The 11,957-nt window shown below is 53.3% G+C and carries 13 protein-coding genes; 5 read left to right on the plus strand and 8 right to left on the minus strand.

Annotated elements, in window-relative coordinates; genetic code table 11:
• A partial coding sequence (locus C468_RS13710) for a nucleotide pyrophosphohydrolase (RefSeq protein ID WP_152422927.1) occupies positions 1-364 on the minus strand: 364 nt, incomplete at its 3' end.
• Between the two features lie 146 nt (positions 365-510).
• On the opposite strand from C468_RS13710, the gene C468_RS13715 reads away from it, so the two are divergent.
• On the plus strand, positions 511-1,533 hold the full coding sequence (locus C468_RS13715; RefSeq protein ID WP_008849498.1) for a Cdc6/Cdc18 family protein: 1,023 nt from the start codon (positions 511-513) through the stop codon (positions 1,531-1,533).
• Between the two features lie 81 nt (positions 1,534-1,614).
• On the opposite strand, the gene C468_RS13720 is transcribed toward C468_RS13715, so the two are convergent.
• Complete coding sequence (locus C468_RS13720; protein WP_008849499.1) at positions 1,615-2,610, minus strand: restriction endonuclease; 996 nt, start codon at positions 2,608-2,610, stop codon at positions 1,615-1,617.
• Positions 2,611-2,843: 233 nt separating this feature from the next.
• Positions 2,844-3,755: an IS5 family transposase gene (locus C468_RS13725; protein ID WP_241431015.1), complete on the minus strand. Its 912-nt coding sequence runs from the start codon at positions 3,753-3,755 to the stop codon at positions 2,844-2,846.
• Positions 3,756-3,999: 244 nt separating this feature from the next.
• Between C468_RS13725 and C468_RS18160 the strand changes: the two genes are divergently transcribed.
• Positions 4,000-4,713, plus strand: coding sequence for a hypothetical protein (locus C468_RS18160; protein ID WP_152422928.1), 714 nt, complete (start codon positions 4,000-4,002; stop codon positions 4,711-4,713).
• Between the two features lie 9 nt (positions 4,714-4,722).
• On the opposite strand, the gene C468_RS13730 is transcribed toward C468_RS18160, so the two are convergent.
• Both C468_RS13730 and C468_RS13735 read right to left on the minus strand, forming a co-directional pair.
• Positions 4,723-6,012 carry an SPL family radical SAM protein gene (locus tag C468_RS13730; RefSeq protein WP_008849501.1) on the minus strand — a complete coding sequence of 430 codons (1,290 nt, stop codon included), beginning with the start codon at positions 6,010-6,012 and terminating at the stop codon, positions 4,723-4,725.
• Between the two features lie 117 nt (positions 6,013-6,129).
• A complete protein-coding gene (locus tag C468_RS13735) occupies positions 6,130-6,576 on the minus strand; it encodes a hypothetical protein (protein WP_008849502.1) in 447 nt (148 codons plus the stop codon).
• Positions 6,577-7,147: 571 nt separating this feature from the next.
• Between C468_RS13735 and C468_RS18165 the strand changes: the two genes are divergently transcribed.
• A complete protein-coding gene (locus C468_RS18165) occupies positions 7,148-7,399 on the plus strand; it encodes a hypothetical protein (protein WP_152422929.1) in 252 nt (83 codons plus the stop codon).
• A 732-nt stretch (positions 7,400-8,131) separates the two neighbouring features.
• Here the strand turns inward: C468_RS18165 and C468_RS13740 are convergent.
• On the minus strand, positions 8,132-9,148 hold the full coding sequence (locus tag C468_RS13740) for an SPL family radical SAM protein (RefSeq protein ID WP_241431012.1): 1,017 nt from the start codon (positions 9,146-9,148) through the stop codon (positions 8,132-8,134).
• 275 nt (positions 9,149-9,423) lie between these two features.
• The gene (tcmP, locus tag C468_RS17655; protein WP_008849504.1) at positions 9,424-10,476 is read right to left on the minus strand and encodes a three-Cys-motif partner protein TcmP; all 1,053 of its coding nucleotides are present in this window, start codon (positions 10,474-10,476) and stop codon (positions 9,424-9,426) included.
• Between the two features lie 472 nt (positions 10,477-10,948).
• On the opposite strand from tcmP, the gene C468_RS13745 reads away from it, so the two are divergent.
• On the plus strand, positions 10,949-11,152 hold the full coding sequence (locus tag C468_RS13745) for a hypothetical protein (RefSeq protein WP_008849505.1): 204 nt from the start codon (positions 10,949-10,951) through the stop codon (positions 11,150-11,152).
• A 67-nt stretch (positions 11,153-11,219) separates the two neighbouring features.
• Here C468_RS13745 and C468_RS13750 read toward each other — a convergent pair whose 3' ends face one another.
• Positions 11,220-11,495: a hypothetical protein gene (locus tag C468_RS13750; RefSeq protein WP_008849506.1), complete on the minus strand. Its 276-nt coding sequence runs from the start codon at positions 11,493-11,495 to the stop codon at positions 11,220-11,222.
• 236 nt (positions 11,496-11,731) lie between these two features.
• Here C468_RS13750 and C468_RS13755 point away from each other — a divergent pair, with 236 nt between their 5' ends.
• Positions 11,732-11,914 carry a hypothetical protein gene (locus C468_RS13755; protein ID WP_008849507.1) on the plus strand — a complete coding sequence of 61 codons (183 nt, stop codon included), beginning with the start codon at positions 11,732-11,734 and terminating at the stop codon, positions 11,912-11,914.
• Positions 11,915-11,957 lie beyond the last annotated feature (43 nt).

The raw sequence follows: 11,957 nt of genomic DNA on the forward strand, positions 1-11,957 counted from the left end.
TAAACCGGGTCGAGAGGCGTTGAAAGAGATTGTCCAAGCAGTTCTCTGACTCACCAACAATGTACTTCATAAGAGCGTCCATCTTTTTTTCGACCGCATCGACGATGTCGATGTCCAACTGCGTCGCAATCGCGATGCTGTAAATAACGACATCCGCCAGTTCCTCTTCGATGCGAGACTTCAGCTCGGGATCCTTCTGAACCTCTTCGGGTTCGTGGTTGTCGTGCCAGAGAAACACTTCGAGAAGCTCGTTCGCTTCGATGCTAATTGCCTCTGCCAGATTCTTTGGGGTGTGGAACTGGTTCCAGTCACGTTCAGCTACAAACGTACGATAGCGATCTTGGAGGTTATTGAGAGTGGTCATGTCCACTATGTGCAAATGACGATATATCAATCTGCTTGGTCCGCAAAAGTCGCTTTCCCTATTAGCGGAGCCCATCCGGAAGCATCCGGAACCATCCGGAACACCCTGCCGTCGGCTTATATACTCACACCGAGACCGACTAAGACGTGATACGCGACGGAACGGTGTTCGACGACGATCACCTCCCTACCTCGATCGTCGGTCGGAACCGCCACATGAACGAGGTGACGGACGCGCTCGCACCCATCCAGGACGGCTTTCGCGCCGAGAACTGCTTTCTGTTCGGTCCCTCCGGCGTCGGGAAGACGACGGTCGCGAAGGCCGCAGTGCGCGAGCTCCGACAGGAAGTCCTCGACGTCCCCTACGCCTACGTGAACTGCTGGCAGGACTACACGCGGAACGCGGTGCTCGAACAGATATCCCGCGATCTCGTCGGCGCCGCACTACCGCGCTCCGCCTCGACGGGTCGGCTTATCGATCGAATCAAAACCGACCTCAACGGACCGGGCGTCGTCATTCTCGACGAGGTCGACCAGCTGCGAGAGACGAACGTCCTGTACGACCTCCACGAGATTCGGGGGCTCTCGTGGATCGGTATCGCGAACCGCGAGGTCGACCTCCTCGCCGACCTCGACGACCGGATCACCTCCCGTATCAGCGTCGCCTACCGTGTTCACTTCGACTCCTACGGCGAGGACGCGATTACGGAGATTCTCTCTCGACGCGCTCGCGAAGGGCTCGGGCCCGGCGCCGTCGACGAGGACGTACTCGCGCAGATCGCACGCCTCTCCGAAGGAGACGCGCGACAGGCGATCGCGGCGCTACGTGTCGGGGCGCGGATGGCCTCTCGCGAGGGGTTGTCCGCGATCCCGGCGAGGCTCGTCGAGGACGCAGTCGCCGACGCCGAGCGGGAGGTCCGGCAGAAGACCATCTCGAAGCTGAACTCCCATCAGCGTGCGCTGTACGAGGTTCTCGAGGAGGAGTGTGGGCTCATCCAGAAAGAGCTGTACGCACGGTACCGGGAGGTGCACGACGACCCCGTGACGCTGCGGTACCTCAGGGAGAACCACCTACCGAAGTTGGAGCACTACAACCTCGTCGACGTCGAGCGGCGGGGCGGATCGAAGCGGTACAGTCTCATCGGAGTCAACCATCCGGAACAGTTCTAAGCAGGTCCAACCAGCGGAGGTCAAGTGCAAGGCCGCAGCCGTCCGACCCTAAGAGTGATTTCCTGCTGGACGTGAACTCTACTACTCCGGCATATCGAGTATCTCAACATTTTCTGGATCGGTGTCGTAGAACTCATACAGAATCTTGATCGCAAGTAGTGCATCCTGCCGGTAGTCGTACGAACTGGCCGCCGACACTTCCTTGAGAAGAGTGAAGTATCCGGTTTCCGCGACCTCGTCCCATCGATTTGGGCTGATCAACCCGAATCCGAATCTAGTCGTCAGTTCATCGTACAAATCTCTCGCGGAATCACGCTCAGACACTTGGCTGAGGTTAAAGATTATTTTTCGGAATTCCCGCTCGCTTACGATCTCTTTGCGAATGATTCCTTCTTTTTCAACCTCCCTCTCAAACTCGTTGATGTAACCGACAACGGCGTTATTTTGCTTGCTACCAACATTCACGAACTGACGGCCTTCCTCGTAGCATTTCTCGAACGCCTCAGCCAGTTGCTCGACTAGTTCAGTCACTCGTTCGCCTCCACGTGTCACGCTGAGTGTGGATTTGTCCTCCTCTGTCTCCACCTCGAATGTCAGGGGGTCGAGCGCTCCCTCAGGCTCGGGCTCAACACTTTCTTCTTTCTCTGGCGGCAGTTCGAGTAACGACGCCAACTGCTCATCGTCAGTAGCATTGATTAGGCCCTGCAAGGCGTTACCGTCGACAGTCTTTACCTGTAGGTCAGCTGCAAGGCGCTCCGCCTCCGCAGTGAATGCACTCGTGGTGACAATGATGACGGTGTCTGTATCCGGTTCTTGTTGGTAAAGCGTCGCGTAGTTTCGGACCGCCTGACTGCCGATTTTGTTCCCGTCGTCGTACCGCTTAGCTTGTATCAGTACAGTTTGTTCGACCGGCAAATCGGTTCGGGCGACGATATCAATTCCTCGATCCCGACTTCCGCTGCTCACAGTTGTCTCATAGCCCTGTAGCTCCCATATTCTTGCCACCACGCGCTCGAAAGTATACGGGTCGATACGGTGAAGAGCATCGTTGAGAGAGGTGAACGGTGAGCTGGTCACACTGGTCGGTTTTCGGGTGTAGACTTGAATATATGTTTTTCTGACCTGACATCAAAAAACCACTTCTGACCATCTGGAACCACATTCGGAACACATCAAATTCGGGGACAGCACGTGGTTCATCACCATCCGGAACCATCCGGAACACTACGGGACACACTCAACCTTCACCGATGACCAGCGCTCGGTATGGCTTCGACGGGCTGTGTTGAATCGCTGTAAGGCGTAGAGATTCACTGTTTGACGAAGCGTTTGATGTTATAGACGACACACATCAGCGCGATCTCGCGGAACTCACGAAACCATGAGCGCGCTCGCACGGCGAAGCCGAGCGAGCGCTTCACAGCCGAATTCACAGTTTCAGTCATAGAGCGCTGATTGTAGCGGTTATCGTCGATTCTGGCGTTGTGTGCGTGGTCGTACGGAGCGAAGATACGGTGCTTGATCAGCGGTCTGATGCCGAGATCGCGTAATCCTTCGCGGAGCGATTGCTTGTCGTAGCCCTTATCGGCCGCAAGAGACCGCAGATCGCCCGCGTTCCGGCGGGCGATCTGCTCAGCAAGGTCTGCGTCGCTTCCCTCCCGATTCGTTGAGCAGTGAACGTCAAGGATAGCTTGAGACGCTGTATCGACGAGTTTTGTGACTTTGAGCTTCTGAACGCGGTAGCTGATTCGCTGGCAGTAGTGGCGGCTGGCTGGTGAGCGGTCGTAGAATGTGGCGTCGATCGCGGCGTGTTCAGAGAGATCGTACAGCTGCGCCGACTGGCGCAGCAGCACTCGGCAGACGCTCATACTGATCCGGTCGAACGCCTTACACAACGTGGACGGCGCGGGAAGATCGGCCGCGTTGAGGCCGATCTCTCCGGTTATTTGTGGCATCTCTTTGAGCAGGTCGATCGTCATGCGGTACGATAAATCGAGGTAAATCCGCAGACAGTGAAGGGAAACGAGTGCATAGTCGGCGAATCCGCCGCCACCTTCCGGGGCGGCGGATTCGCCTCCATCGCNCCGCAGACAGTGAAGGGAAACGAGTGCATAGTCGGCGAATCCGCCGCCACCTTCCGGGGCGGCGGATTCGCCTCCATCGCCAGCAACTCTTTGAGCAACCGGGACAACTTCCCCGATGAAGCGGGAGATCTGCGTCATGAACAACCGCATTCTCCCGCTTCAACTCCTTTGATTTAGCGCCCTACCTCGTTGCTGTATGGCGATTCAACACAGCCCTTCAGGCCCGAATACTCCAAGTGAGAAATCCTGATTGCGTAGACAACTTCTTTCATAGACAGGTTTTGCGTGAGTGGTCTCTTGAGGTTTTCCAGAGATAGGATCGAGAGTGATTCTAACAACCGTCAAGCAGTAGATGTATACAACAGAAATAGAACCCAGACATATGGATTCACCCCTAGAAAATGAACAATTTCAACAACTCCTGATTTTTGCCATTGTGTTCATATTTCTATTTCCGGTCGTGATCTTCATTGCGTATGGAATCGAAGCCGTTGAGGTTTTTTCAGTTATAGTCAGTAGTATCCTCAGTTTAGGATTAATTATACTCTATTTCCGTCAACAGTCGACTTTGGAAACTCAGACTCGGTTGATGAATCGAGAATATATATCAAATCTACATTTTGGTCCATATGCTCTTGCTGATAGTGACGAAATAATATTTGAGTTGAAGAATAACGGGAGAGGGAGAGTACAGCATATCCAGATGGAAAGTGAGATCGTCAGTGACACCTCCAATATTATGATAGAACCAGGGGAGACTACACTCACAAATCGTGAAAGCGGGGATTTCGAACTAGAACCGGATTCAGATTACGAAAGATACTCTGCCAAAGCCAAGTTTACGATCCCGTCACAGTACCAAGGAAGAGGAATGCCGTTTACTATCATTTCCAATCAATTATCCCACAAAGGAATTGACAGTTGCCAGGTTGTGATTCGGCTTAAGATCTCCGATGAGAGTTTAGAATCTCCGCATGTGTTTGAAATTGCTGATCAAGAAATAGCAACTGGAGGAGCGATTGAGGATGGTATCGAACATGACTTTTCCAGCGATCAGGATATTAACAAGAGATCATTCGAAGACAGCCACCACTAGTCAATTGTGTTAAAAACGCCCAGTCATCGCAAACGATTCTGGCGACACTTCCTGCTTCAATTCATTTAGCCGCTCTTTCTCGTTCCCTGACGCAGCCTCGATCAGCTTTCGATCAGGCCATGAGTGAATATGCAACCGCTCGAATTGCTCCTCGGCGATCTCTCGTACAAGCTCAATATGCTCAATTGCATACTTCGTCCACTCACCGTGATCGTGGATTCGCTCTAACTCCTCCGCGACGTCATTGTAACCGGCCTCCCGAGTCGCTTCGAGACACATATCGAAATTCTCGCCGCGAGGGTTCATCGGCTCATGGAACACCACATCCGGATCGACCGCTGCGAACCACGAGAGCGCCTCACGAATCTCGTCTCGATCCATCGTCGGATAGGTTGGCGAGAACGAGACGAACCGCGGCACCCCCGCACGAAAGAGTTCATCGAGCGCTTCCCACCGTGCCATTGGCGGCGGCGCATTCGGTTCGAGCGCGTCGACGAGTGACGCGTCGAACGATGGGATCGAGGTACCGACAGCCACCAGCCCGTCAGCCTCCTTGAACAAGTCGATGTCACGGGTCAGGTTCGGACTCCGAGAGAGGATCCGGACCGGAATGTCCGCCTCGACGAGCTCACGAACGCACCCACGAGTGATCTGCGCTGCGCGTCGATCTTGGTAGCAGTCGGTCCCGCTAGAGAGCATTACGACACCGCGGCCTCGTCGCGTTGTCTTCCATTCCTCCTCGAAGTCCGTGTTTTGGAGCCCTTCGTGAACGCGCTCCGGGAGGTCGTCCCGGTAGAGCAGGTAGTCGCCCCAATCGCGTTGTGGGTCCTCGACGCCGGCCTGCTCACCGAGCATCTCGTCGCGGCTGTCGATCGCCGGCGTCGACGGGACGTAGCAGAACTTACAGCCGTGGCGACAGCCCGTGGCGACGTTGATCACGTAGTCGCAGAGGCTCTTCTCGTTGAGCTTCGACTCACTGAGGACCGTCTTCGTCGGGTCGACGTTGACCGTCAGTCCGCCCTTCTCTTCGCCGTCCTCTGACGACGCACAGTCCCAGCAGAGGAGGTGTCCGTCAGGTCGCGCACTGAACCGGTCGGTAATCTGGTTTCCGCACTCCTTACAGACGAGTCCTTGCTGCCAGAGGTTGAGTCGATCGCCGTACTGACGCTCGGCTTCGCGCAGTTCATCGAGCGTCGGATGTTTGCCCAGCTCCTCGACGACGCGACCGTCCTCGTCGACGAGGTGGACAAATCTATCGTACCACCCACCGTCGGGATCGCGTTCGGTGTCGAGTTGCATAGGGGATTCTCTAGTGTAACCTCGTATTACAAATACTATAAAAGCGAGGTGATACCGCGGTGGAAGTGGAACTGGAATAGGTTACACGATCTTACGCGAATCTCTTACTGCGGCGTTTTATATCTCGATTGTAGGAAGAGACTCGACCACGCGCTTTCGGATCTGCTCTGGGATATTTTCGACAAATATCTCTTCATCCCGATTGTTGACTGCTACATCGGGTGCCCGCAGGGTGAGGTAGTCTAATTCCTTCACCTGGCCCGTTGATAATTTCTCTATGAACAGACCGGAGGGATTCATCTCAATTTCGTACTCGCCTCCCCTTGACTTGCCTTTGATTCTGAGAAAGTATCCCTGTTCGTCAATTTGCTTGGTTGGGGGCTCAAAAATCCCGTATTCAGACCCATGATCCCAATTCCCTGCCTTCCACTCCGCCGTGACACTCTGAAATGCTTCAACCGAAGCAAAGAAATTCTCCACAACTTCCACCACGACTGACTCAAAATTACCCTCATCAATTGCTTGGAGTTCAGTGTTGTCCCAGGTGACGACCAGTCCGGTCATGGGTTCCAGAAGTGTGTTTTAGAATATAGTTGTTTGTACAGCGCCGTATGTTTATTTGCGTATTTACTAATTTCCCAGTCGGACTTGGATCTGGAAGATAGTTTCAACTGCTCTATTGAATCCGTAGACTTCGCAGGGACCGGGTTTGAATACATGGTCAGCAAACTCCAGTGGTGGCGGATTCTCACACGTGGACTTCGAACGGTAGGGTGGCTTCGGCAAACGAAAGCGGGTTCCAACCAGCGATGTGTCGTTGACTCCGACTTTAGCTTTGGATGCTAGTCCGCCGATCCGTCTGCTGTCTCCGGATTCAACAGAGTAGTCTGATCAGTATTCTCATCATGATGTCTGCTTATCTAGACAAGCCAATTTTTGAGTTCGGTCGGATCAAGAACTTTGATGCCCTTAGCATTTGAGTCAAATCTTTTTGTTAATATACTTACTAAAAGAGAATAGAAGAATAAATTAATATTTCCGGAGTTCACCGTAAAAGGTATGGACACACCGCACAGACTAGATCCAAAATTGGTTATTCAAAAGATATAACTCAATTCAGGTGCTAACTATTACCATGGGCTTGCTCAACTCACTACTTGGCTCCGATAAGCCACCAAAATGTAGACGTGATGATCTTGATGTAGATTGTGCGTACCGTAAAGTCGGCGAAGAAGAATTCAGTCCCAGTCATCCCGAAGGTCGTGGTAGTTCGACGACCTACCATATTTACAAGTGTAAGTACTGTGGAAGCACTAGAAGAGAAAATCCGTTTAATGAGCCAAATGATTCACAGGATGATCCGCACGACATCGGCGGTGTATTGTGAATAAAGGGTTGCGAAATCTATAAGACGAGAAAGATTACTACGAGTTGTTCTGTTGACTCGATGGAAACGCTGCTATCCCTAGAGAACGTGAACCAAGATATGGGGCGCAAGAGACCGATAAGGATTCCGTGCCATAGAGCACGTTCTGTTGACTGGTCCATGCGCGAAAGAAGTCGAGTCATGGGCGCTACAGCCCGGATGCCGCGCGCCGCGGCATCCGGGAAAGCCCGAATACGTGAATCTCTGCTTCACGTGCTGGCGTCCCGAGTCACAAGATCGCCTCTCCGAATGATGATGACCACTGGCCGGGCAGACAGACGAGGGAGCTGAGGGCCGCCAAATCGGCGGCCCTCAGCAGTCGGTCGGGGCCCTTCTTTAGCATCTGCTATCGCTAGACAGCGACCGCACCGCACACACGTTTCGACCGCCTACCGGCTGTGGAAGAAGCAGATCCCCAGACGGCGTAATCATTTTGTTGTTAGCCGTGGTTTGGCTAGCTAGCAGCGTTTCCATACGTGAATCCGAAGACATCGTGGTGATCGCCAATTCACAGTCTGATTCACTCTCGAATCTACGTTCTTTCACTCACTTTTACTGTTAGTGGCTGCTAAGTAGCACGACCTCACCAAGACTCAGATCGGAAAGTCACTCGGGAAAGCTGTTCGTCCAGCCAAATCCATGCCTGATCTCACGCCTTCTGTGGATTCAACAAAGCAGTTTCAACCGAGTTGATTATGCTGAAGAGGGCAGCTTCGGGTAGTCCTCGGGCGACTCCATCTTCTCGCGTTCGCGGCGGAAGAACTCCTCGTCCTCCCCGGCGTGTTTGATGAACTCTTTGTCGGGCCACAGGTGAATCGGGAGATCGAGGTCGTCGCCGATGTCGCGAACGGCGGTCAGCTGCTCCTTCGAGTACTCGACCCAGTGATCGCGATCGCGGAGTTTGTCGAGTTCGTCGGCGAGCTCTTCCTGTCCCGCCTCGCGTGCGGCCTCGACCGTCATCTGGAAGTTGCCGCCGCGGGGGTTGATCGGTTCGTGGAAGACGACGTCGGGGTCCAGCCGTTCCTTGAACTTGGTGAGGAGGTCGCGGAGGTCCTCGCGGTCCTGCGTCGGGTACGTCGGAGACATGGAGACGTAGACGGGAACGCCGGCGTTGCTGATCTCTTCGAGTGCGTTGAGTCGGGCAGACGGAGCAGGGGCACCGGGTTCGATCGATCGAACCTTCTCGTCGTCGAGGCAGGGAATCGAGGATCCGACGGTGACGAGCCCGTTGGCGGCTTTGAACACGTCGATATCGCGGACGACTGCGGGGCTGCGGGTAAGGATGCGAACCGGCTTCTCGTGTTTGACGAGTTCGATGACGCAGCCGCGAGTGATCTGGGCGGCGCGGCGATCTTGGTAGCAGTCCGTTCCGCTGGAAATCATGACGACGCCGCGGCCGTCCGGAGTTGAGTCCCAGGTTCGTTTTCGGTCCAGTTTCTGTGCGAGTCTGTCTGGGAGGTCATCTCGATACAACAGATAGCTTCCCCACTCCTGTTGACCGCTATTGACGTCCACCTGCTCTTTGAGCATGTCACCTCTTGCTTTGATATTCGGTGTACTAGGGACGTAGCAGAACTTACACCCGTGTGTACACCCGGTAGCAACGTTGATTACGTAATTACACAGGTTCTTGTGATGAAGTGCGGATGACGATATGACGGCTTTGGTTGGATCTGTGGTATGAGAGACTCCTCGGGAATCATTTTCCATCTGCTGCTTTTCGACGCAATCCCAGCAAATGATTTCACCAGAAGACGTTGACCCGTACCGATCCTCGATAGTAGAGCCACAATCTGAACAGCGCACTGAAGAAGAGAGAACATTAAGTCGTTCTAGAGGCTCGCCGTTCTGTCGGCTGGCTTCTCTTATTTCGTCGAGGGACGGATCATTACTTAGCAGGTCCACATACTTCCCTTGCCGCCTAACCCAAAATCCTCTGTGATCCTTTTGTAGGGCCAAGCTATTCGAGGACAGTTCATTCGCAGTCATTGGAATTCTCCTAGGGCGGTTTGACCCGAATCTTCATCCGAGGATTCCTCAGCTAGTTCCTCTGAGATTCCTTCGTCATCGTCAGGAAGATACGACGAAAGAGACGACTGAGACCCATCTAACACGTCCAAGATACGATCTACGTCCCCAGAATGAACCTGTTCGATGAAGTCCCGAACGTACTTGATTGTCTCTTCGTAGCCGTTTCCGGCCTTAATATCACGAGTAGCGTAGATCATATCATAATAGTAGCTTCCAACGTCAGCCTCTACCCTTGTATTAACCTGTACTGGCCGATTTCGATCTTCTAACTGCTCTAAATACAGATCTCGCATGAACTCACGCATTCCTGTATCCGGGATATCAACTGTACTTAGATCACGACCGTAGAATTCGCCAACAGTCTCCGGATATGTACCTACGTTACGCCCGATCGCCTGTGATGTTGGCAAATTAATAAGCAGATCACCATATGGTTTCGGCGTCAGCTCCTCAATCGCAGGCCATTTGACATTCATTCCCTGATTATCAATGAAACAGAGATAATTTAGTCCATTATCATTGTTCCGGAAGCTCCTCCACATTCCGCTGATAATATCTGGAATAGCTTTATTCGCATCTCGGGGGATCACCTCCCACTGTTCCGGTTCTGCATATTTGTCACTCTTCTGATTGAACGCATACTCCAATCTACGCTCAAGTGCTTCAGCGTGATCGGGATCCTTCTCCACGAAATACATCTTCTTGAACGGTACGGTGGCATCTTTAGCCGCGATTAGGGGGGATCCGAGAAAACATCGGTTTTCATCGTTGTATTGTGAAACGCCAGACCCTGCCAGAGCATCGATGTAATAGAGATCGTCATAGTAGTCGTTCTGGGCAAGAACGGTCGTGTACATATTCACAGTTGCTGAGTGTAGAATTAGCTTTAGAGCAGACCAGGTATCAAAATCATTTGCCTGCCCTGGGACCTGCGAATAGAACTCCTGAGAATCCTCTGTGAGGCCCTCTATTCGAGATTGAATATAATCACGTACGTCAACACCCATTGAATCCAATATGTTAGTAGGGACTCATAAAACTTCGTTAAGGATTGGTGAGGAAATATCGATCAGCCCATCCTGTATCAATACCTTTCTACGCTGATCGACGGCAGTGGTTCCGACAAAAGACTATCACACTGCTCATGTAATTTGCGAACTTCTCTCCGGCCAAGAATTGATGGGTGAGTCGGACCTTGGACATCCTCTCGCCTGATAGAAGGGTAAAGGATGCAAAGATGGTTCCAACAATAATTGGGTTCGTTACGACTTTTTCAAGTTGTGCGCGAATTCGTGCTAGCACGATAGAGACATTGAAGACACGACTATTAAGCGGTCAATTAGGGTGGATGTATTCGCAATTCAACTTCAGACAGTCGTCAGCTTACATGGGTCCGAGATTTTCCGATATTCTCGGCTTTCACTGGCGACGTGTCCTCACACCCAGTTTTAAACCGCAAAACGCGACTAACCCATCTCGATGCACGACTGGCACCCTCAGGATTGGCTGCTCGTGGCGGAAGCACTCACGGCATACGCGGGGGATCCACGGGCACTTGACGAGCGTGAGGCGCGGGCGTGGGAACTCGTCGACGAGATCGCTGACGAACAGGACCTACCAGTGACCGAGTTGATCGGGCAGGTCGACGACGATTGGCCGCGATCAGAATCCGAAGAGCGGTAGAGCTACCAGATAACGAGGCTGAAGGCGACAACAGCGACGAGCGGTACGTGAATATCGAGGTCGACTTTCACGCGTCTTCCAGCTCGTCGGCATCGATCTCGCCCGCGAGGTAGGCGCGACCGAGATCGGTGATCTGATAGAGTCCACGATTTTCGTCGTAGTATTCTACTAGGCCAGCCTCGTGGAGCTTCCGCATTCGACTCCGAATATGCGAGATTTTGTAATCGATATTCGCTTCCACAAACGTCGGAGACGCGTTAAGCGGCTTATTCCCGTCGTTCAGTAGAAACTCAAGTATCGTGTCGTCGGCGTGAGTCATCCACTCCACCCGAGGCCGGCGCATTGAATCGTTGCCACGCGGATCAGGGTGTTAGTTCGATTGGTTACAAACTTGTACCGTATCATATGAGACATTATAGCGTATCATTCCATACACTAAATTTAATATCCCCGAACCCACACCCTACGCTCACGGACCCACTCGGCCGTCGTCGACGACGTGCCGTGCCTGAAAAGGACGCGGGCCGCGCTGCGCCAACAGCCGGCCCGTGTGGGGTTCCGTGTCCATCCACGAAACCCATGCACACCGACTCGACGCGGGGGCTTGAAACTCCCGTCCGAGACGCGGCATCGACTCTGACTGACGAGTACCCGGCAGCGCTCGCGACGCTGATCCGCGCCGACCGCGCGAGCCACGACGTGGCGCAAACGACGCTCCGCGAGTTCCGCGGCGAGGTCGATCTCTACCCCGGCGGCCGATGATCGACGCGACGGCCACCCCGTCCGGAACACCATCCGGAACCAC

The sequence above is a fragment of the Halorubrum kocurii JCM 14978 genome (assembly GCF_000337355.1).
Classification (GTDB): Archaea; Halobacteriota; Halobacteria; order Halobacteriales; family Haloferacaceae; genus Halorubrum; species Halorubrum kocurii.

Bases quoted from the DNA above. Each gene is read 5' to 3' on its own strand.
- C468_RS18160 (WP_152422928.1), top strand. From the start codon at position 4,000: ATGGATTCACCCCTAGAAAATGAACAATTTCAACAACTCCTGATTTTT.
- C468_RS13730 (WP_008849501.1), bottom strand. From the start codon at position 6,012: ATGCAACTCGACACCGAACGCGATCCCGACGGTGGGTGGTACGATAGA.
- C468_RS13735 (WP_008849502.1), bottom strand. From the start codon at position 6,576: ATGACCGGACTGGTCGTCACCTGGGACAACACTGAACTCCAAGCAATT.
- C468_RS18165 (WP_152422929.1), top strand. From the start codon at position 7,148: ATGGGCTTGCTCAACTCACTACTTGGCTCCGATAAGCCACCAAAATGT.
- C468_RS13740 (WP_241431012.1), bottom strand. From the start codon at position 9,148: ATGGAAAATGATTCCCGAGGAGTCTCTCATACCACAGATCCAACCAAA.
- tcmP (WP_008849504.1), bottom strand. From the start codon at position 10,476: ATGGGTGTTGACGTACGTGATTATATTCAATCTCGAATAGAGGGCCTC.
- C468_RS13745 (WP_008849505.1), top strand. From the start codon at position 10,949: ATGCACGACTGGCACCCTCAGGATTGGCTGCTCGTGGCGGAAGCACTC.
- C468_RS13750 (WP_008849506.1), bottom strand. From the start codon at position 11,495: ATGCGCCGGCCTCGGGTGGAGTGGATGACTCACGCCGACGACACGATA.
- C468_RS13755 (WP_008849507.1), top strand. From the start codon at position 11,732: ATGCACACCGACTCGACGCGGGGGCTTGAAACTCCCGTCCGAGACGCG.